Below are 22,036 nucleotides of genomic sequence, written 5' to 3' on the forward strand. Positions count from 1 at the left end.
ATACCCTTTACCCTATTTTTTTGTTAAATTGGTGCTGGATTCCGGTGGTTAGGGGTCTCCAAAAAAGAGAGGATAGAATAGTGATATCGAATTTCTTTATGCAACTGGCTCACATTGAGTTGTTGATGACCTATTCGGTCAAGGATATTCTTTCGCTTGTTCGTCGAGATGCACGATTCGATACAAAGCTCGTTAATGACTTGTTCTTCGAAGGAACATTCATTGACGAAAACTCCCACCATTTTGTCTTCGACAATCTGGTGCAATGGTTGTATGACCGTGGTGAAAATCCAGACGATTTCGTTGAACGAATAGTAAAACGATGCGCTGATTTCGAGGCAGTTCCTGCTCGTAGCGTTCTTCGTTCTTACTTGCCGTTCGTGTCGCAGTTCTACCAGACAAAGGACGTTCGCGCACTTTGCCTGGAAATAATTCCTAAGCGCTACCCGTTCCTTATCAATGCCGGAATTCTTCGCGATACTATTCAAGACGACGAACGGACGATGTTCTTCACCTTCCAGTTCGAGACACCGGGCGCCCTGGTTTCTAACCCGATGCGCTGGGCGCTTGGCCTCTTCCGCATTGGCCCGCTCCTCTTGAACACGCCCGCTTACGAGCATATGGGCTATGTTGCTACGCAGACCTCCTTTATTGAAGCCCTTGAAAACCGCGTCCCTGCCGAGATGGTGGATGGCAACGTTTACATTGGCGATAAGCTGGTTGGCCGGACCACCACGTTCGGTGAATGCATCGATGAATACGGCTTTGAATGGCCGAGAGCGTCTGAAAGGGAAATGGGCTGTGTGCTCGCTCTCGACGATGTCTATGATACCAAGACGAACTCTCTCTTGCTCCGCAAGGGCTGCTACTACGGTACGCCGAGCAACATCCTCGATGCGAGGTTCAAGGCGAATGTCGTCACTCAGGAACCGTTCCTCAAGCTGATGAGCTCCGTGGTTAAGCAGGAGTTCGACGTCTGGCAGCCTATCCAGAAGGCGCAGGAACAGCTTCTCGGAGCGATGAATGACTCTGTAGAAGTGGTGTATTACAAGAGCGATGACTCCATTTCGGTGAACAGCAAGCACCTCATGCGTAACGTGCCTGCTAGAATTCTCCGCAACCTGCTGCGTGAATACACGGCAACGGGCCGCGAGGAATACGAGAACCGTGAATTCAAGCGCGATCCGTCCATCTGCATGGACCCGATGCGTCCGAACTTCGAGAGCAGGTTGAACCGTGTTATAGCTCACATCAACGGCACCGAAGAGAAGGATGGCTCCATGAGCGAAGGCGTGAAGAAGTTCTTTGAAATCGAGCGTCATCGCCGTGGTGGCTTCAGATTCCTGCCGAAATGCAAGATTATTTTCCGTGAGGAATAATTTTTTTACAAAATATTTTCGCAAAAAAGCCGAAAGACACTTGCCGAATTGGCTTTTTTATGGTATATTTTAATTGTTGGGAATAGTGGAAAGGTAAATCCTCGAACAACTCCATCATTGCTCCCCTCCTGATGGGTTTAAGGTTCCGGAAACGTCTCAATATTTTCTCCTTCTTAGGAAAGGGCCCCTCACGGGGCTCTTTCTTTTTTTATACCGTTCGTTCGTCGTCTCGGGTATCGAGACCTCCGGTTCCTCACTCACTCTCGCGTACGACGGCTCGTTGATACGAGCCGCCTCTGGCTCACGGTTATACCGTTCGCTCGTCGTCTCGGGTATCGAGACCTCCGGCTTTTCACTCACTCTCGCCTACGACGGCTCGTTGATACGAGCCGCCTCTGGCTCACGGTTATACCGTTCGTTCGTCGTCTTGGGTATCGAGATCTTCGGTTCTTCGCTCACTCTCGCAATTGCCTCGGTTTATGCGATATGGTCGCAATGCTGCGCCTAGTGCTCGCAGTGAGCTTCTCGTTTGCTGTTTATCGTTTATTGCGGGTATGAAAAAGCCTCCGCTCGAGGCGGAGGCTGAAATTTAGAACAAATTATCGTCGCGTTCTTACTTGTTAATGGCGGCCAAGAAAGCGTCCTTCTTCTCTTGGAGGAATTCCTTGCTGTTGTACTTGCGGATGCGGCGGAGGGCCTGGTCACGCAGCTGGCGGACGCGTTCGTGCGAGATGTTCATGGACTCGCCGACTTCGCGCAACGTCTGCGGTGCTTCCTGGTTGATACCGAAGATGCCGGTGATGACCTTCGCTTCGCGTTCGGGGAGCTGTTCCATCAAGTCGCGTGCGAGAACTTCGACGCTCTGGATTTCGGAATCGGCTTCCGGGTTCGTGGCGCCGGTATCGGGCAACACTTCGGCGTAGGTCGCCTTGGAGTCGGCCTTCAAGGGGCTGTCGAAGGAAACGCCGCGCTGGCCAATCTGGATGAGCTCGCGGATTTCTTCGTTGATTTCTTTACCGCGGGACTGTTCGTGCAAAGCCTTGCGCACGCGGAGGTGCTGGTTTGCCGGCAGGCGGATGAGGTTGCCCTGCTCGTTGATGGCACGGGTAATGTAAGCCTTGATCCACCACACGCCATAACTGATGAACTTGAGGCCGCGGGTGTGTTCGAAGGATTCGATGGCACGAACGAGACCCATGGCGCCTTCGCTCACCAGGTCCGGGAGCGGAATCGGGCAGCCGCGGTACTGGATGGCGACTTTCAAAACGAAGCGCATGTTCGCGGAAATCAGCTTCTTGCGTGCAATCTTGTCACCTTCTTTCGCTTTCTGGAATAGGATCTGCTCTTCTTCACGGGAAAGGGGGGCGGTCCTTCTAATGTCTTCGAGGTAACGTTTGAGTGTAGTATCGGTGGAATCTATATGCATTTTATTTCCTTGCACCTTAAATATCGCTTTTTTTATTAGCAAGTAACGTGCCAAAAGTGTAAATTTTTAGACGAATTCTGTAAATTGCGCTTTTTTACGGGGTTCTGGAGGTCTTTTCCTGTTGAAAATTGTCATAAAACGGCTGAAAAGCTCTACATTTGTTACAAAATGTAACAAATGTCACGAATTTTGTAAACAAAAAGTTGTGGGCCCGAAGAAAAAAAATGTCGTGAGCGGGTTTTGCGCTCCCTCTTTTTCGTTTTTTGTGGTATTGTATTACGCTTTTTTCGTATATTTTGCCCGTTATGTCAATTAAAGAACCAGATCAATCTGTATGGAACCGTTTTTGGCAGCGGAAAAATGACATGGGGAAGGTTTATCCGTCTTCGCCGTCCGTGCTGAACGCCATCAAGAAAAATTTTAAACTCGAGGGGCTCAAGGTGCTCGAAGTGGGTGCCGGTACGGGTCGCGACAGTGCTGAACTTGCGCGCTTGGGTGCCGAAGTCTACGTGCTCGATTTTGCTGAAAATAGCCTCAAGATTGTAGACGGCCTTCGTGCCCGCGAAAACCTTTACGAAAACCTGAAGCTGGTGCGCGGTGACGCCTTCAAGGCGCCTTTCCCCGATTGCACTTTCGATCTCGTTTTCCACCAGGGACTTGCTGAGCATTTCAAGAACTCGCTCCCGCTCATTCAGGAAAACTACCGCATCTTGAAGCATGGCGGCTGCTGCCTTTGCGATGTGCCGCAGACGGTGCACCCCTACACGATCATCAAGCATATCTTGATCGCGATGGACAAGTGGTTTGCCGGATGGGAAAAGCAGTTCACCATGGGACAGCTGAAGAAGCTGATGGTCGATGCCGGATTCAAGTGCGAATACGCCTACGGCGACTGGATGCGCCCGAACCTGTTCTACCGTATGTTGCGAGAACTCGGCTTCAAACTGGGTGTCGAACTCCCGAAGTATCCCTTGAACGGGACCATGTACCAGAAGGCGAAGGACGCTTTGCTCGATGCGCTGGTCTCTGTCCCTGTAATGCACTATACGCAGCTCTCCATCGGCGTCATCGGACGCAAGCCCTAGTATTCATATGTCGCTCCATCCCAAACTGAAGTCTTCACTTGTGTTCCTGGCTAAACTCCTGGTGACCATTGTCCCGGCGTTTTTCGTGTACAGGAATATCGTGAACGCTCCGGATTGGGATATCGGCGATTTGTACAGGCTGTTCTCTGTGGAGGGCATCCTCCCGTTTACGTTTGCGCTGGTGTGCCTTGCCGCGTCGAATTTCACGGCGTGCCTGCAGTGGAAACTTTTGCTCGAACGGCAGGGCGTTCACCTGAACTACGGGCATCTGCTCAAGCTTTACTACGTGGGTCTGTTCTTCAACAACTTCATGCCGGGTAACGTGGGCGGCGACGTGAAGAAGGTCTACGACATCCGCATGCAGGGCGGGCAAGATACCGTGGGCGCGGGCCTCACCGCGACGTTCTTCGATCGCCTGTACGGTTTGTTCTTTGTTACTTTGTTTGCCCTCGCGATGGGTGCCTTGTTCTTTGTGCACGACGAGACGCAGCGTTCCTTCATCTGGCCGTCTATCTGGATTTTCCTCGGCTTCTGCGCATTGTTCGCGGGCCTCTGCAGCCGCCGCATCGGGCGCCTCTGCACGAACGTCATGTCGCGGTTCTTGCCGCAGTCCATTGGCGAGCGCCTCGTGCACATGTTCGAACGCTTTACTCATTTCCGCTCGTTCAAACTCTGGTGCCAGATTTCGCTCCTTTCTTTTGCGACGCAGGCGCTCCGCATCTTCGTGCATTTCTACTGCGGTATCGCGGTGGGCGTTACGCTTTCTATTTCTTGGTATTTCTACTACATCCCGCTGGTCGCCATCGTGAGTGCGCTCCCGATATCCATCGGCGGTTTCGGCCCGCGTGAACTCTTGGCGCAGACGCTCTTCGCCCGTGCCGGCGTGGCGAGCCTCGAATCGGTAGTAATCCAGCTGCTCGCTTATTTTGTGAGTTTGATTCTGAGTTTGTTTGGCGCGTTCGTCTTCCTCTTGGGAGGGAAGTCGTCGACTGCTAAGGCTGTCAGGTAATTGCCTGATTTTTTTAGATAGCGGGGCGCGGAGCTAGAATCGCCCCATTCCATCGAGGTTGATTATGGATGCCGAGGGCATCTTGCGCGGTCTGAACGCAGACCAGCGCGCAGCCGTTTTACACGATCATCAAAAAGGGGCGCAACTGCTTATCCTTGCGGGGGCGGGCTCGGGCAAGACTTCCGTCCTTACGAAGCGGATCCAGTACCGCATCGCCATGGGCGTGAATCCCGAAAACATCTTGGCGCTCACGTTCACGGCAGCGGCCGCTTCCGAAATGCGGGAGCGCGTGCAGGCGCTGTTCCCCGGAGCGGGCGTGCGGCTTTGCACGTTTCATTCGCTTGCGCTCTACATGCTCAAGCAGAAAATAGGGAATGCGTTCGCTTACGAGATGGTTGGCTTCAAAAAGCCACCCGTGCCGCAGGAATCGGCGGACCGCGACTTTATGGAAGAACTTTCGCGGCACCATGTTCGCGGGGCGAAGTTCAACCGTGAAAATCTATTCGACGATACATTGCAATCGAAGCTCACATCACGCCTCGGGATACTCCGGCAGTCCGTGCTCGAAAGCGGGCAGGTCGTGTTCGAGGATTTGATATTTCAGGCGATACACCTGCTCGAAGATCACGAAGAGGCCCGTGCGTTTTTCCAGCGGCAGTGGACGGAAATCCTGGTGGATGAATATCAGGATATAAACCCGTCGCAGTACCGCATGGTGAAGGCGCTCCTGGGGGATAGGAATAGTTTGTTTGTAGTCGGTGACGATGACCAGGCTATTTACGGGTTCCGCGGGGCAGATATCGGGAACATCAACCGTTTTTGCGATGACTTCAGGGAGAGTACGCTTATCCGGCTGGAGTGGAATTACCGTTCCACGCCGAGCATTCTGCACCTCGCCAATGACATCTTCGAAAACAAGCCGCTCAGGCTCCGCAAGGTGTTGCGGGCTGGAAATCCGAAGGGTTCGGGGGGCAACCCGATTTTCAGGGAGAATCGGCCTCCCGAGGTGTGGGTGTCCGAAACGCCCATCGAGGAAATGCTCAAGATTATCTGTAAGATAAAGGAACTGCGCGAAAGCTACGACCTCGCCTGGAAAAATTTCGCCATCTTGGTACGGTACAACCGCCAGCGCGTCTACTACGAGCAAGTCTTGCGCGATGCGGAACTGCCGATAGCGGGCGAGGAGGTGGAAGATGGTACGGTCGAAGACGGAATCCACGTAGAGACGGTGCATGCGTCGAAGGGCTTGCAGTACGCTGTGGTTTTTTATGCCGGGCTTGCCGAAGGGCTCACCCCCGGAGAGTGCGGCGGCAGCAGGCGGGAGCGGAAAAAGCAACTGGATGAAGAACGGCGGCTCTATTATGTCGGGGTCACGCGGGCTGAGGCATACCTGATTTTGTTATATTGTAAACAGCGTTACTGGAAGGGCCGTCTCCGCAATTACAGGCGGTCGAGGTTCCTGCCCCGCAGCGCGAATAATCAGCAGGATTTCTATATGCCTATTATTTTGTTCAAAATCCGCGTTGTCGTCTTGGTACTTTCGTACATGTTCGTACATATGCTGATTCTGCCGTTTATGTTGATTTTCAGGCGCAAGGAAGTCGACCTCTGGCTGGACAAGAAAATTCAGAGTTTTGCCCGGTTCTGCATGAAGGTTTTGCGGATTGATCTTTCGGTCGAAGATCAGGCTATCCTTGGTCGTGTCGATTGGACGCGCCCTGTGTTCGTGATGGGCAACCACAATTCGTATGCGGACATCCCGATAATTTTCCTTGCTATTGAACGTACCATAGGTTTTATCGCGAAGGCTGAATTGCGGTTTATCCCGTTCCTTGGATTCTGGATGAAGAAGATTGGCTGCGTGCTCATCAACCGCGAAAAGGGCGGCGGCGCAAAACTTATCCGCGAGGCGATGGCGAAAGGCCGGGCTCCGAGGCTGTTTATTTTCCCGGAAGGAACCCGTGGCAAGGACGAAAACATGGTCCCGTTCAAGAGCGGCGGGTTCAGGCTTGCGGCGGAGACCGAGGCTACTATTCTCCCGGTCTATATCAAGGGCTCCGGTTTTACTTGGGAACACCGCAAGGATTCCTCTCGATGCAAGGTGACGGTGAAGATTCTTGAACCTGTAGACGTGAAGGCGATGATTGCCGAACGCGGTCCGCTTGACCCGCGCAAGGACTTGATGCACCTTGTCCGCGACAGGATGGATGCGGCCGTATGATAGGCGTTTTCGATTCCGGGTTCGGCGGGCTCACCATATTGCAGAATCTGAAAAAGGTTTTGCCGGGTTACGATTTCTTGTACCTGGGTGACAACGCGCGTGCGCCCTATGGTTCCAGGAGTTTCGAGACCATATACCGTTATACCCTCCAGGCCGTGCGCGAACTTTTCGGCAGGGGATGCCCGCTCGTGATTCTCGCCTGCAATACGGCTTCGGCGCGCGCGCTCCGGAGCATCCAGCAAGACGTGCTGCCTTATGAATTTCCGGACAAGAGGGTGCTCGGCATTATCAGGCCCACGACCGAAGAGATTGGACGCTTCAGCAAGACGGGGCACATCGGGATTTTTGCGACCTCGGGCACGGTGTCTTCGAACAGCTACGGGATTGAAATTCACAACTTTTTCCCGGAACTGAAGGTTACCCAGCACGCCTGCCCCATGTGGGTCCCGCTGGTGGAGTACGGGGAACGCGGTACCGAGGGGGCGGCCTTCTTTGTCAAGAAGGATGTCGACGCGCTCCTGGCCGAGGACCCGCAGATCGATACGGTGCTCTTGGCCTGCACGCACTACCCGCTTTTGGAGGCGGAGATACGCGCCGCACTGCCACCGCAGGTTCGGCTCGTTTTCCAGGGCGATATCGTGGCCAACAAGACGCTCGATTACCTCAAACGCCACCCGGAGATGGACGCTCGCCTCTCCAAGGGCGGAAAAACGACCTATTTGACGTCCGATACTGCAAAATTCTTTGAAAAAGGCGCCTTTTTGTTCGGAATTGATGGGATATCTGCCGAATCAGTTGTCCTGTAACTTATAAAAAATGTATTTTGCGATTGTAACTGACGAACCTATTTAGGTCCGCTTGTGTTTTTTTTATCATAGTGAGTAGATGTAATATGCCGAAAACACAAATCAATCTCGAAGGTTGGCAGGATTACCGAGGCAATGCCGCCGGTAGCCTGCTTTACGTGGAAACCAGTCACCAGTCCGAAATGCCGGTGCGCGACCAGCTGAACGAAAACGGCAAGGGTTTCTTCTACGAACCGAACTACGAAACCAGCACTTACGGCCTGATGAGCTGCTGCAACGTGAAGAACATCAACGCTATCGTGCGTGCGAAGAGCCGCTACATTCTGTTCGGGACCCGCTATGAGGGCCTGAGCGATTCCGAAAAGCGCAACAAGTACCTGATCATGGGTTACATGCGCATCGACAAGATTAAGGACGTGCGTACCCGCCACATCCAGCGCTTCATGTCCAACCCCGAACTGCAGGAACCGGAATGCATGCAGATGGAACACAACTGGGCGGTCTACGGCCCGATGCGTTTTGTCTCGATGGACGATTCCTTCCTCGTGACCGACGAAATCCTGAAGGAATGGGGCTACAAGGGCCATGCGAGCCGCCAGCTCAAGGCCGTGTTCCAGAAGGAACACCTGGACCAGATCCTTTCTTACCTGGATTCCAAGGAAGACAAGATTGAAGAATACATCGCGATTGTCGATGAATTCAAGGAAGCCCTCGAAGAAGGCGAATAACTTTCAAATTTGGCTATAAACAGCAACGCCCCCGCATTGCGGGGGCGTTCTGCTTTTATTATTTGTCGCTGGTTGCTGGTCGTTGGCTCTTATTATTGCGCCGCAGGCGCCTAATTTAAAGCCAGTAACCAGTAAGTAACTTACTTCGTCGCCTTCACGGTCGAGGACTTCGTCTTCACGATGTACAGGCCCTTGTTCAGGTCGAGGCGGATGGTGCCGTCGGCGTTGAACGCCTGGCCCTTGATGCCGCTCCAGAGCAGGTTGCCGTTCAGGTCGAACACCTTGGCTTCGGCATTCATGTCGTTTGCGGCGAAGTTCGTGTTCATTCCCTTGATGGCGTGGGTGCCGCAGCCGGTTGCCACGATCTTTGCGATGTAGATGCCCGCGTTGTCGCTGTTGAACGAGAGCTGCGTAGAACCGAAGGGTGCGCCGGTCGAGTCGATTTCGTTATCGAGTGGTACGGAGACCTGGTCCCAGGCGCCTGCGGGGGCGTTGTTGCCATACTGGTAGTTGCTCCAGGTGCTGCCGCCTGCGCCGCCGATGTTCACGGAGGCGTCGTCGGTATTGATGCTGCGCATGGTGAACACGAGTTCCTTGCACTTGGTGAGCGGGTCCTTCACGGCGGCCGCGTCGGGAATGGTGAAGAGGGCGTGCTGGTAGCCGCATTCATCCTGAGCGCAATCGGCGAGCGGGACTTTTACATATTTTGAAATGCCGTCGAGCGGGGTGATTTCGAACGTGACCTTGCCGAGGCTCGCATCGCTGCTCCATGTGCCGGCGCTCGATTCGTTTGCGTAGTCCACGATGACGAGCGAATCACCAATCTGGCTGCTCGGATCGATATAGGGATCTTCGATGGGGGAGTCTTCGCACTGGAGCGCAGCCGTATTGCTCGTGGTGAACACGACTGTCGTGATGGATTTTGCCGGAGCGTCGATGATGGCGCTAGCCGTGATGCTCTTGCTCTTGGCGCCGTTTTCGGTGGACTGCACCGCGGAAATCGGGGCGTAGCCGTTCACGGAGAGGTTCAGGTTCTGTGCCGAACCCTTGTTGATGGCGACGACGGTAATGGAGTCGCAGTCGGCGCTGCGGAAGGCGACCGCATACACGTTGGAGCCGTCAGCCGTGGAGCTCACCACGCGCCAACCCGGGTTCACGAACTTGGAGTAGTGGCGCATGGCGTGGTATTCGGGGTTGATGTAGAGCTTTGCTTCGGTACAGCTGCTCCAGCCATTACCCGGGCACACGCCGATGAGCTGCCCGTTCGGTTCGCCCCAGAAGAGTTCCCAGGCGATGTAGGCGTTCAGCTTTCCGCTCGTGAAGCCAACCTGCATGATGTGGGCGAGGCCCAGCATGTCCTGTTCGCGAACCTCGTTTTCCATGGTGCAGAACTCGGTCATGATGATGGGCTTGGTGTCGCTCCCGTAGTTCTTCGCGATATTGGTCATGGCCTTGCGGAAGTTCTCGGGATTCAGGTAGTTCGTACCGGAATTGTCGTTTCCGTCGCCGGCGTGGTAAAGGTGGTAGGCGTAACCGTCGAGGTTATTGTTGTCGAGTGCCTTCACATACTTTTCGAAGTTGCTGTAGCCGATGCCGAGCGGTTCGGGGCCGATAATCTTCGGCGGGTTGGCAAGCGTCTTGATAGAATCGCGCACAGCCTGGAGCGCCTGCTTGTAGCCGGCAATTTCGCCTTCGTTGGGGTCGAACAGTGTCTCTTCGTAATCGGCTTCCATGTCGGGTTCGTTCTGGAGGCTGATGTAGTCGGGAGTAATGCCCATCTTTTCGTAAGCCTGCAGGGATGTCTTCCACCAGTGGGCGAATTCGCTGTAGACGAACTTTCCGTACGGGTCGCTGTTGGAGGTCTTGAGCGTATTCTGGCTCTTGACTTTCTGACCGTTCACGCTGCCGTTTACGCTGCCGCTCGGCTTGAGGCGGCCCGGGGCAGACCAGCTGGACATTTCAATTTTGAAGCGGTTGCCGAGACGCTCCCTGCCTGCCTTGATGATGGCGGCATCGGCGACGATGCTCGTAGTGTCTTCCTGTTTCCAGTTGCCGATACGGAGAAGCGAAAGGTTGAGGCCGGAGAACGCTGTGTCGTAGAAGTCCTTCTGCATCGAAGAACTCATGGCGGTAATCCAGCTTTGGTAGTAGGCGGCGCCGGCACCGAACCCGATGACTCTCTGTGCGGTGGAACTTGGGTCTACGGTAATGTTTGCGGCTGAGGCAATTGATGCTGCCACGAGGGCGGTTGCAATAGTTTTCTTTCTCATAATATATGATCCTTATTTCAACCAACCCCAAAAAAAGTAATTAGAACTTAGATAAGTTACTAGTTACTAGATTATTTTCAATAAGATTATCTAGTAACTACTGACTAGTATCTATTGACTGCGCTGTAGATGCTCACATCCCACATCTCTCATTTCACATCAGTTAATACGCGCCTTCGCCCTTGAACACGACCTTGAAGGTCTTGAGGATGAGCTTGATGTCTTCACCGAGCTTGCCGTCGCGGCGGATGTAGTCGTTGTCGAGGCGCATCTGCCCTTCGAACGAAATGTTGCTGCGGCCGCTGACCTGCCAGATGCAGGTGAGGCCCGGTGTAACGGACAGGCGCATGCGGTGCCACGGTTCGTATTCTTCCACTTCGGAAGGAATCGGCGGGCGCGGACCCACGATGGACATGTCTCCCTTGATGATGTTCACCAGCTGGGGCAGTTCATCGAGGCTGAACTTGCGAAGTATGCGGCCGAACGGATAGATGCGCGGGTCGTTCTTCATCTTGAAGGTCTTGCCGCCCGTCTCGTTATGGGCCATAAGTTCTTTTTTGCGTTCTTCGGCATCCACGTACATGCTGCGGAACTTGTACATGGTGAATAGTCTTCCGTTCTTGCCTACGCGTGTCTGCTTGAAGATGACGGGACCCTTGTGGTCGCTGATTTTCACTGCGAGTGCGCAGAACAGGAGCAGCGGGGAAAGAACTACCAGGGCGAAGCTGGAGCAAGACACGTCGACGAGTCGCTTGATGATATGACGGAAACGAATCTTGTGCGGGTGCTCCCAGATGTGGTCGAGGTTCAGTCGCTCGAGCGAGAAGAACCTGCCGTTCGTGCTGTTGAAATCCTTGATTTTATCCGCGAGTTCCAGGTTGTCCTTTTCCTGATAGCCGGTATAGAAATACGCTTCGAAAATCGGCCTCTTGGGATTGATGCGGAGCGTCTGGATGAGGCCCGCGTCGTTGAGCTTGTGCAGGATTTCCTTGCGGATGGATTCGAGAGTCGAAAGGTCGGAATTCAAAAGGATGATGCCGAGCCCGCTACCATCGGACAAATAGCCCAAGACATCGATGAATCTGAGGTGCGAGAACATCGTGAGGATGCTGATGCGCCATGTGTTTTCGACAGTCCTGCTCGGGCTGCCCCAGCCGAAGAAGTCGTACTGGTGGGCATACATCTTGATATACAGGAACGGCTTGCGAGTGCGGTTCGCACGTAAAAATTCTTCGTTAAGGCGCGTCCTGAAGAGCCTTGCCGGGTAGACAATGTTCTTTAGTTTTTGCTCGTCGAGAATTGAGCCGATTGCCGGATTGACGGATTCCTGTTCCATATGGGTAAATATAGCTATTTCGTTATATTATATTTATAAAAGATGTTAGAATTATAACGGAGGAGGTTCTATGAAACATTCCATTCTAGCTCTCGGAGGGATTCTTTTTGCCACAATATCGGCAAATGCTATTATTATCACTCCTACAGCTCCGGTCTTGTCGGACGGATGTTATGAAATTTCGAACGAGGCCGAACTTTACGGTTTTGCCGCCATTGTGAATGGAACCGATGGCTTTCTCCGGAACAAGGCCGCTTGTGGCAAGCTCACGAAGAATATCGTTGTCAACAGCGATGTCCTCAATTCTTATGACGATGATGAATTATCTGCCGAGTTTGCGTCATGGAACCCGTTAGACACCTTCGCGGGCACGTTCGATGGAAACGGTCACACGATTTCGGGCCTTTTCCAGAATGTGACACAAGATGCCGATGCCCAGGATGTGGGCTTTATTCGCGTCCTGGTCGCCAACCCCGAGACCCCGACGGTCATAAAGAACTTGGGAATAGTCGATTCGTATTTTGAAATGAAGAGCCGTACTGGGGTAGGTGCAGCAGTATTTGCCGTAGACGTGATTGATTCTGATTTGGAAGACGGAAAAGATTCGTATGCAAAAATATTAAACTGCTATAATCAGTCCCAGGTTTATGCTAAGGGTTATGGAAAAGACGCGAACATTGTACAGCGGATTGGCGAACATGTTGTGCTGACAATGGAAAACAGCTACAGCGTGGAAGACGGTTTCTTGTATGAAACTAATCGTGGAACGCTTGACGTCAAGAATTCCTATATATTGGACAGCAAGGAAAAACTTGACAGTTACGGTATTATGCATGTAACGTCGGACCAGTTCAAAAAGGGCGTGGTGGCGTTTGCGCTGCACGAGGCCGATCCCATTTGGGGGCAAGATGTGCAGAAAGACAAATACCCGAATTTTTCGGGTCAACTCAAGAACTCTTCTGTAGACCGTTACAAGGTTTCGTTCCATACTTTTACGGGAGATACGGCTGATTATTTCAACAGTTACATTTCCGGATTTACATACAATTTGCCTGATACGGTTGTCAAGGAAAATACGGCGTTCCTTGGCTGGTACAAGGACAAGGAATTCAGTGGGAACAAGGATACGGCTATTTCTACCAATGAAACAGGCAATCTTGAATATTGGGCGAAACTGAAAAATGTCTATAAAATAACGTTCCATCTCAATGGCGGCGATTTTGATACAGGTTGGAACGCGAATTATGGATATTGTTCTTATCGTCATGAGGAGGATGCTGTTTGCGAGTATCTTGAAGGATTTCAAAAAGCGTTGCCGACTGACGGTATCTATGATATTAATAGGTATGGCTACTTCTTTGTAGGGTGGTACGACAATGAAGAGTTAACGGGGGAACGTATAAGTGCGATGGTTGCTACAGATGTGGGTGATAAGGATTTCTATGCAAAATGGTATGAATTGAAAACACCTGCATTAGATGCTACGGACAGCTGCTATGAGATTTCTGATGTGGCGGAACTTTATGGCTTTGCACGAATAGTCAATGCCGACCGTTATTATCACGAAACTATATTGCAATCGCACCTTTGCGGTAAGCTCACGAAAGACATCGTGGTGAACGAGAATGTCCTAAAACGTGATGGGACGCTTGATGAATCTGGGGTGAATAAGTTTATGCCCTGGTCGCGAATTGAAGGCTCCTTGGCGCTGTTTGATGGCCAGGGGCATAAGATTTCAGGCTTGTTTATTCCGAATGGTGCAGGACTGTTTAGTGAACTTTTGTCCTCGGATAGAGAGAAGCAGACCGTCATTCGTAACTTGACCATAGATGATACTTACTCGGAAGGCAGTGGTATAGTTGGCTATGCCGATCTTCCGCTGACATTGGAAAACTGTCATTTTAAGGGTTATATTGCTGGAGCGACGGGCGGACTTATTTCATCCTCCGATACAACGCTCGTTATAAAAAATAGCAGCCATCGTGGAAAAATGTCGGCTAGGGGCAGTGGCTATATGGGCGGCCTTGTGGGGAGCAGCTATACCGATTTGGTGCTTGTACAGAACTTCCATGAAGGTTCCATGAAGCTGTCTGCGGACACGGTAACCCGTGATATCAATGGAACACTTTATGTTGATGTGCGTACAACTAGTGCGGGGGGCTTGGTCGGTCGCCTTCTCGGTAATGCTTTTATAGCGAATAACTACAGCGTCTCTGATATTGAAGGCCCTTCTTCGGGTATGGTTGGAGGGTTGATTGGTTCTGATGCGGCTATGTCAATGCTAGTGTCTAAGAAGGGTGCCGTGTACTACCATGCGAAGGAAGCCTTTATTCTTAACAATTACAACAAGGGTTCGTTCTCGGAAGAGTATAAATACTCTAAGGGGTCAGATAAATGGATTGTTGATAATACCTTCTATTTATCAGCGACTGGAATAGAAGATGATAGGACCCAGGCAGTTGCGGCAGATGCTTTCGTGGATAGTTCGCTTGCTGCGGCCTTGCACGATTATGTGCAGAAGGATTCTGAGGGTAATGTCGTTGCTGGTGGCATCAATGGCGATGCTTGGAAGCAGGGAGATTACTATCCCGTGCTTGTTCAAAAAGAGGAACGGAATTTTGCCATTCTTCACAAGGATACTTCGGGCTCGTATTCCGTCTTTGTGTACATGCCCGGAGAAACTGTTGCTTTGCCTGTACTCGAACGTGAGGGCTATACATTCGCAGGCTGGTATAAGAATGCCGAGCTCACGGGGAGCGTCGTTACTGAGATTGGCGCCGAGGAATCGGGAAATTTGAATTTCTATGCAAAATGGGAAAAAATACGGGTGTATGTTTCTGTAGAATCGAATCTTGGCAATGCGGGTAGACTCAGGCTTGGAAGTACATGGTCTACGGGAGCGTTGGGCTTTGTTTACGATACATTTGACTATGGAAAGAGAGTCTATGTAGAAGCTGTACCTAATGATGGCTACCGATTTGTTGAATGGAATACGGTGTGCGGAACTTACGCCTCGTGTTACTTTACTGCAACGGAAACTGTTAACCTTGTAGCCCAATTCGAAAAGTTGCCTTCCAGCAGTTCTGTGGCGTCCAGTTCTAGCGAATCGTCGTCGAGCGTTGCTTCGAGTTCTTCTGCGAAGTCCTCCAGTTCCGCGAAGTCGTCTTCTAGCGCGAAGTCCAGTTCGAGCCAGAAGTCGGACAAGTCCTCCAGCAGTTCCAAGCCCAACCGCATCGATGTCGCCCCCGTGCCGCAGTTCAGCGTGGCTGTCCTGGGCAACACCTTGCAGGTGGCGGGTGCAAGGAGCGGTTCTACCTACGTGCTGTTCGATATGCAGGGCAATGAGGTGCTCCGTGGAGTGGCCAACAGTGCGAATTTCAACGTGACTGTGCCTGCTCCGGGTAGTTTTGTGCTCCGGATAGGGTATGGAACCCGCAAGGTGACTGTGGGCTTCTAGCGTAAAATTCTATATTGTGTCTCCGAAAAATTTAAAAATGGAGACGCATTATGCTGCGTATTGGACTTATTGGTACTGGAACCGTCGGTGGCGGTGTCATTCAGATTTTGGAACAGAAGATTGCCGAGTACAAGGAAAAGCTCGGTGTCGAACTCGAACTCGCCTGCATCTGCGCGAAGTCCGAAGAAGAAGTCGCCCCGTACAAGGCGAAGGGCTACAAGGTTTCGACCAACGCCGATGAAATGATTGCCGGTGACGGCATCGACGTGCTCGTGGAACTTGCCGGTGGCTACAACATGCCGCGCAAGTGGATCCTCGCTGCCCTCAATTCGGGCAAGCATGTGGTGACCGCGAACAAGGCTCTCCTCGCGAAGTACGGCCACGAGATTTTCCCGCTCGCTGCCGAAAAGGGCCTGCACGTTCTGTTCGAAGCTGCCGTTGGCGGTGGCATTCCCATTATCCGCAGCCTCCAGGAAGGCCTGCTCGGCTCTACGGTGGAACACCTGAGCTGCATCATCAACGGCACCTGCAACTACATCCTGAGCCGCATGGCCGATGAAGGCCTCGACTTTGACGTGGTTTTGAAGGACGCCCAGAAGCTCGGCTTTGCCGAAGCCGACCCGACCTTCGACATCGAAGGCATCGACTCCGCCCACAAGACCGCCCTCCTCGCTAGCCTCTGCAGCGGCAAGCGCGTGGACTTCGAGAAGATTCACGTTACGGGCATTTCCAAGATTACCGCCCAGGATATCGCGTTCGCCAAGGAACTCGGCTGCTGCGTGAAGCTCCTCGGCATCTACCACCGCGACGGAAACCGCGTGGACGCCCGTGTCCATCCGTGCTTCGTCTCGAACGAAAACCTGCTTTCCAACGTGAACGGCGTCATCAATGCCGTTTACCTCAAGTGCGACAACCTGGGCGAAACGGTTCAGACCGGCGCCGGTGCTGGCCGCCTCCCGACGGCTTCTGCTGTCGTGGCCGACCTCGTTTCCTTGGCCCGCTCCGTGGACCAGGGTTCCCGCAAGGCGCTCCCGATGGGCTGGTTCAACGTCGACAATTCCGCGACCCTCGTCCCGATTTCGGAAACTTCGGCCCGCTACTACCTGCGCTTTACGTCCCGCGACGCTTGCGGTGTGCTCGCAAAGATCACGAGCGTTCTTGCCGAGAATAGCATCTCCATCGAGACGATTATCCAGAAGAACGTGAATGACCCGGGCAAGGTCTCTATCGTGGTCATTACCGAAAAAACGCAGGACTGCAAGGCCTCGAAGGCGGTGGATGCCATCGACGCCCTGCCCGAAATCGTCGAAAAGAGCCAGGTTATCCGCTTCCTCGCCTAGCGAGGTGGCCTTTTCGGCCGGATTTTTGTAGTTTAGTTCATTATGATACGCGCTGCTACATTGGAACGTATCCTCGTTATCCTTTCGGATTTCGTGGCTCTTTCCATTTGCTTCATGCTCGCTTTTTGGGTGCAGTTCCATAGCGGCTGGATTGCCGACAAGTACGACCCGAGCAAGCTGTTTGCGGATTATGCCCACATGGGGCTTTTCCTCAATATCGCATGGCTCGTGCTGTTCACTTGCGCGGGGCTTTACCGCTCGTGGCTCCTGATGTCGCGAACGCACCAGATTCTGCGTGTGCTGCGCGGTGTCATCATCGGAATTGTCCTTATTATCGTGTGCCTTTTCGGCTCGGAGTTCATCTCCAAGTTCTCGTCCAACATGCCGTTGAGCGAAGGTTACCTGTACGGTTCCCGCTTCCCGTGGATATTCATTTACGGCGGACTTGCGATGGTGCTTGTAGCTTCGTTCAGGATGTTCATCTACCTGTGCCTGCGCGGTCTATTGCGGCTTGGCTACGGGGCGAACAATATCCTGGTGCTCGGCGCTACCGAGGCGGGCCGCAAGGTTGCCGAAGACTTGAAGAATACGCCGGAACGAGGCCAGCGCGTTATCGGGTTTGTGGACGAGCGCTTCCAGGTGATGGATCGTGAGTTCGCCGGTTTCCCCGTGCTTGGTAAATATTCGGACCTGGCCGCTCTCGTGAAAAAATATCGCGTGACCGGGATTGTCATTGCGCACGAAAGTTCTTCGCCGCAAGAGATTATGCGCGTGCTCGTGTGGATTTGCGAGATGGCGCTGCACATCTATATCGTTCCGGAACTTTACCCCGTGGTGAACGGACGGTTCAAGGCAAACCTCGTTTACGGTTTTGAATTGCAGGAACTTTTCGCGTTCACCATGCCTCCTTGGCAGGTGCGTGTGAAGCGCATCATGGATTTGGTCGTGGGTGGGTTTATCGGCCTGGTGTCGTTCCCGCTGTGGATTTTCGCGGCCATCGCCATCAAGCTGCAGGACGGTGGCCCGGTGTTCTATTCCCAGGAACGCATTGGACTTTACGGCAAGCCGTTCACGGTGTACAAGTTCCGTACCATGCGGACCGATGCCGAGAAGTTCGGTGCCCAGTGGGCGACCAAGGACGACCCGCGCGTCACGAAGATTGGCAAGTTCCTGCGCAAGACCCGTATCGACGAACTGCCGCAGATTTTGTGCGTGTTGAAGGGTGACATGAGCATGGTGGGGCCGCGTCCCGAGCGTGCCGTGTTCATCAGCAAGCTCCGTGAAGAAATTCCGTTCTACATTAGCCGACTCAAGATGAAGCCTGGCCTTACTGGCTGGGCGCAGGTGCGCCATCATTACGATACCAGCACCGAGGACGTGAAAATCAAGTTGCAGTACGACATGTATTACTACGAGAACATGAGCCTGCTCCTGGATTTCCAGATTCTTGTCCGCACTGTTTACGTTGTCTTGACCGGTAAAGGAGCGCAATAATGACTTTGGCCAATTGTTGGTCAATAGTCACTGGCTTTTATAACTGCGCCGTGGGCGCCAAATTTAAACAAACGACCGATAACCAATAACTAGCGACTGAATTATGTACGGTGATAACTCGACGCCCAAATTCCCTGTAGAAGATGCTCTCACGATGATCCGCTTGGCGCTTGCCGAAGACGTGCGTACGGGCGATGTCACCAGCGAATGGACTATCCCTGCCGACCAGAAGCAGCATGCTCGCCTGATTGCCAAGGAAGACGGCGTGCTCGCCGGCCTCCCGGTCATCGAACTCGTGTTCCAGGAACTGAAGGCCAGCGTGAAGGTGACGCTCCACAAGAAAGACGGCGATGTCGTCAAGAAGGGCGACCTGATTGCCGAAATGGACGGCACGACGCATGAACTTCTGACTGGCGAACGCACTCTCCTGAACTTTATTCAGCAGCTTTCGGGCGTGGCGACTGTCGCGCATACCTTCCAGGAAGCCCTGAAGGGCGGCAAGACCAAGGTGCTCGATACGCGCAAGACCGTTCCCGGTTTCCGCACGCTGCAGAAGTATGCCGTGCGCGTGGGTGGCGGTTCCAACCACCGTATGGGGCTCTTCGACATGGTGCTCGTGAAGGACAACCACATCGCCGCCGCGGGTGGCGTGCTCCAGGCGCTCGAGGTCGTGAAGAAGAACAACAAGCAGAACTTGATGGTCGAGATGGAAGTCGAAAACTTCGACCAGCTGCGCGCTCTTTTGAACAAGGGTGTGGACGTCATCATGCTCGACAACATGAGCAACGAGATGATGGCCGAGGCCCTGAAGATTATCAAGGAAAGCGGCGACAAGTGCCTGGTGGAAGGCTCCGGCAACATGACGCTCGAACGCGCGAAGGAAATCGCGACGCTCGGGCTCGACTACATTTCGGTCGGTGCGCTCACTCACAGCGTTAAAGCGCTCGATATTTCGATGCGAATTTAGTGGAATAAAACCACAAAAGGCTTGTTTTGTTATATTCCTTGCAAACTCAAGGAGTATTTTATGGAACAACAGGCTGTTGAGGTTGTATCCTACTTTCATGGAACATTCTGGGCGCTGGTGCCCTCTGTTGTGGCGATTGTCCTTGCCCTCATTACGAAGGAGGCGTACTCGTCTCTGTTCGTGGGCATTTTGATGGGCGGCTTGCTCATTAGCGAAGGCAACTTCCCCCATTTTTTGGAAGCCGTATTCAAAAACGGCATGGTCAAGCAGGTGTCTGATCCGTGGAACGTAGGCATTCTCCTTTTCCTGGTGGTTCTGGGTTCACTGGTCGTCTTGATGAATAAGTCCGGAGGTGCGGCGGCTTTCGGAGAATGGGCTCAACAGCATATCAAGTCCAAGATGGGTGTCCAGCTGGCGACGGTCATCTTGGGTATCCTGATTTTTGTGGACGATTACTTCAACTGCCTCACGGTGGGTAGCGTGATGCGCCCTGTTACGGACAAATTCAAGCTTAGCCACGAGAAACTGGCGTACCTGATTGATGCGACTGCCGCTCCGATATGCATTATAGCGCCTATCAGTTCGTGGGCCGCTGCTGTTACCGGTTTTGTGGAAGGCGAGGATGGCCTCGGGCTTTTCGTAAAATCGATTCCCTATAATTTCTATGCGCTGCTGACCATTATCGCTTTGTTCTCGTTGATTCTTTTGAAGGTCGATTTTGGCCCGATGAAGAAATATGAGACTGCGGCGGAAAAACTCAGTGCGCAGACGGAGTCTTTGAAGCGTGAAGATTCTCGAGGTACCGTTATCGATTTGATTTTCCCGATTGTAGCTTTGATCGTTTTCTGCGTGGCCGGGTTGGTTTATACGGGAGGATTTTTCTCGAGCGGAACGGCGCATAAGGGCTTTGTCGATGCGTTTGGGGCGAGCGATGCCTCGGTTGGCCTTGTAATCGGTAGCTTCGGCACGTTCATTGTGACGGTGATTTGGTATCTGGGGCGCCGTGTTTTAAAATTGCGCAAGTGCGTGGAATGCGTGCCCGAAGGTTTCAAGACGATGGTCCCCGCAATCTTGATTCTTGTGCTTGCCTGGAGCCTGAAGGGAGTTACCGATACGCTTGGCGCGAAGGATTTTGTGGCTGGTCTCATTTCGGGAAGCGCCGCTGGCTTTATGAACTTTATGCCGGCAATCATCTTCCTTATCGGTGTGGGGCTCGCTTTCTCGACTGGAACTTCGTGGGGAACGTTTGGCATCTTGATTCCGATTGTGGTGGCGGCATTCTCGGGCATCGATCCGAACTTGATGATCATTTCCATTTCGGCGTGCATGGCGGGTGCCGTCTGTGGCGACCACATATCTCCGATTTCCGATACGACGATTATGGCGAGTGCCGGTGCGGATTGTAACCATGTAAATCACGTGAATACGCAGTTGCCCTATGCTCTATCTGTTGCGTGCGTGAGCTTTGTCAGCTATATTGTGGCGGGATTCACGCGAAGTGCGGTCCTTTCGCTGGCGGTGGGTTTTGCGATTATTGTCGTGGGCATTCTTCTCATTAAGAAGAAGCAGGCTTGATTTGCGCAATCACGATGGCTACCATCATGATTGCACAGCCGCAGATTTCGCGGGCGGAAAGCTGTTCCCCTAGAATGGCCCAACCCGCAAGGACGGCGAATACCGATTCCAGGCTCATCGTGAGCGATGCGATAGTGGGATTGATTTTATCCTGGGCGACAATTTGCAGCGTGTAGGCGATACCGCTGGAACATAGGGCTGCAAACGCAAGGCCTGCGACTGCATACGGGTTTACAAATGCGGCAATTACGGTACTGAAATCCATTGCCGGAAATTTTAGGTCGAATATAATCATCAGCGGAGCAGTCAAGACGCCGATTGTCAGGAATTGAATTGCCGAAACGCGGATGGGGTCCACGTGATTGACGAACTTGTCGATGACGAGGATGTGAAATGAAAATGCCAGCGCGCATAGGAGCGAGACGCTGTCCGAAAGTTCAATCGAGAAACCGTCCTTGACGCAGAGCAGGTAGAGCCCCGCCGTTGTGATGGCGATGCAAACCCAGGTTTTCAATGAGGTTCGCTTGCCGAGAAACAGGCTCACGACAGGCACGAGCACGATGTAGCAGGCGGTGAGGAATCCGGATTTCCCGGCGGGGGTGCCGAGGAACATTCCCAGTTGTTGCAGGTTCATCGCGGTGCAGAGTGCGAGCCCGCAAAAGAATCCGGCCTTCCAGTGCAACCACGCTTCTTTGCGGTTGCGCGGCCTGCGGGGGCTCTTGCCGAACGCATCGAGAATCTTGAAGATCAGGGCCAGGAAGCCTGCGGCGATAAAGCAACGGATGCACGAGAATGCGAATGGCCCGAAGGCGTTTCCTTCGATTTGGGCGACGAAGCCCGAACCCCAGATTGCCGCCGTCAGGATGAGCAGGAATGTATAGCCTAAATTAGCCATGGAAGCATATATAGCAATCATTGGCGTTTTCAATTTTCTATCTTTTGC

15 protein-coding genes are annotated in these 22,036 nt (G+C 52.8%); 11 read left to right on the forward strand and 4 right to left on the reverse strand.

Translation table 11 applies throughout. The features are described from left to right. The first annotated feature begins 125 nt into the window (after positions 1-125). On the forward strand, positions 126-1,379 hold the full coding sequence (locus IK012_RS02215; RefSeq protein ID WP_290949841.1) for a hypothetical protein: 1,254 nt from the start codon (positions 126-128) through the stop codon (positions 1,377-1,379). A 613-nt stretch (positions 1,380-1,992) separates the two neighbouring features. On the opposite strand, the gene IK012_RS02220 is transcribed toward IK012_RS02215, so the two are convergent. Further along, entirely contained in the window at positions 1,993-2,805 is an 813-nt protein-coding gene (locus IK012_RS02220) for an RNA polymerase sigma factor RpoD/SigA (RefSeq protein ID WP_088636967.1), read from the reverse strand. Positions 2,806-3,110: 305 nt separating this feature from the next. Here IK012_RS02220 and IK012_RS02225 point away from each other — a divergent pair, with 305 nt between their 5' ends. The 5 genes from IK012_RS02225 to IK012_RS02245 all read left to right on the forward strand — a co-directional run bounded on the left by IK012_RS02225 (position 3,111) and on the right by IK012_RS02245 (position 8,654). After that, positions 3,111-3,890, forward strand: a complete 780-nt coding sequence (locus IK012_RS02225; RefSeq protein ID WP_173378124.1) for a class I SAM-dependent methyltransferase — start codon at positions 3,111-3,113, stop codon at positions 3,888-3,890. Between the two features lie 40 nt (positions 3,891-3,930). Continuing rightward, positions 3,931-4,899, forward strand: a complete 969-nt coding sequence (locus tag IK012_RS02230; protein WP_290949844.1) for a lysylphosphatidylglycerol synthase transmembrane domain-containing protein — start codon at positions 3,931-3,933, stop codon at positions 4,897-4,899. Between the two features lie 64 nt (positions 4,900-4,963). After that, positions 4,964-7,120: a UvrD-helicase domain-containing protein gene (locus tag IK012_RS02235; protein ID WP_290949845.1), complete on the forward strand. Its 2,157-nt coding sequence runs from the start codon at positions 4,964-4,966 to the stop codon at positions 7,118-7,120. After that, complete coding sequence (murI, locus tag IK012_RS02240) at positions 7,117-7,926, forward strand: glutamate racemase (RefSeq protein ID WP_290949847.1); 810 nt, start codon at positions 7,117-7,119, stop codon at positions 7,924-7,926. The genes IK012_RS02235 and murI overlap by 4 nt, the downstream gene beginning before the upstream one ends. A gap of 86 nt (positions 7,927-8,012) precedes the next feature. Continuing rightward, positions 8,013-8,654, forward strand: a complete 642-nt coding sequence (locus IK012_RS02245) for a hypothetical protein (RefSeq protein ID WP_290949849.1) — start codon at positions 8,013-8,015, stop codon at positions 8,652-8,654. A gap of 140 nt (positions 8,655-8,794) precedes the next feature. Here IK012_RS02245 and IK012_RS02250 read toward each other — a convergent pair whose 3' ends face one another. Both IK012_RS02250 and IK012_RS02255 read right to left on the reverse strand, forming a co-directional pair. Beyond that, positions 8,795-10,924 (reverse strand): glycoside hydrolase family 30 beta sandwich domain-containing protein, encoded by a 2,130-nt coding sequence (locus tag IK012_RS02250; RefSeq protein WP_290949851.1) that lies wholly within the window; start codon positions 10,922-10,924, stop codon positions 8,795-8,797. A gap of 163 nt (positions 10,925-11,087) precedes the next feature. Next, positions 11,088-12,260 (reverse strand): sugar transferase, encoded by a 1,173-nt coding sequence (locus IK012_RS02255; protein ID WP_173378120.1) that lies wholly within the window; start codon positions 12,258-12,260, stop codon positions 11,088-11,090. A 70-nt stretch (positions 12,261-12,330) separates the two neighbouring features. On the opposite strand from IK012_RS02255, the gene IK012_RS02260 reads away from it, so the two are divergent. The 5 genes from IK012_RS02260 to IK012_RS02280 all read left to right on the forward strand — a co-directional run bounded on the left by IK012_RS02260 (position 12,331) and on the right by IK012_RS02280 (position 21,093). Next, positions 12,331-15,717: an InlB B-repeat-containing protein gene (locus IK012_RS02260; RefSeq protein ID WP_290949854.1), complete on the forward strand. Its 3,387-nt coding sequence runs from the start codon at positions 12,331-12,333 to the stop codon at positions 15,715-15,717. 50 nt (positions 15,718-15,767) lie between these two features. After that, positions 15,768-17,057 (forward strand): homoserine dehydrogenase, encoded by a 1,290-nt coding sequence (locus tag IK012_RS02265; protein ID WP_290949856.1) that lies wholly within the window; start codon positions 15,768-15,770, stop codon positions 17,055-17,057. A 42-nt stretch (positions 17,058-17,099) separates the two neighbouring features. Further along, a complete protein-coding gene (locus IK012_RS02270; RefSeq protein WP_173378117.1) occupies positions 17,100-18,551 on the forward strand; it encodes a sugar transferase in 1,452 nt (483 codons plus the stop codon). A gap of 103 nt (positions 18,552-18,654) precedes the next feature. After that, on the forward strand, positions 18,655-19,518 hold the full coding sequence (gene nadC / locus IK012_RS02275; RefSeq protein WP_290949859.1) for a carboxylating nicotinate-nucleotide diphosphorylase: 864 nt from the start codon (positions 18,655-18,657) through the stop codon (positions 19,516-19,518). A 60-nt stretch (positions 19,519-19,578) separates the two neighbouring features. Next, positions 19,579-21,093, forward strand: a complete 1,515-nt coding sequence (locus tag IK012_RS02280; RefSeq protein WP_290949861.1) for a Na+/H+ antiporter NhaC family protein — start codon at positions 19,579-19,581, stop codon at positions 21,091-21,093. On the opposite strand, the gene IK012_RS02285 is transcribed toward IK012_RS02280, so the two are convergent. Beyond that, on the reverse strand, positions 21,074-21,988 hold the full coding sequence (locus tag IK012_RS02285; protein ID WP_173378114.1) for a DMT family transporter: 915 nt from the start codon (positions 21,986-21,988) through the stop codon (positions 21,074-21,076). The genes IK012_RS02280 and IK012_RS02285 overlap by 20 nt on opposite strands. Positions 21,989-22,036: the final 48 nt, after the last annotated feature.

It is taken from the genome of Fibrobacter sp., assembly GCF_017551775.1.
Classification (GTDB): Bacteria; Fibrobacterota; Fibrobacteria; order Fibrobacterales; family Fibrobacteraceae; genus Fibrobacter.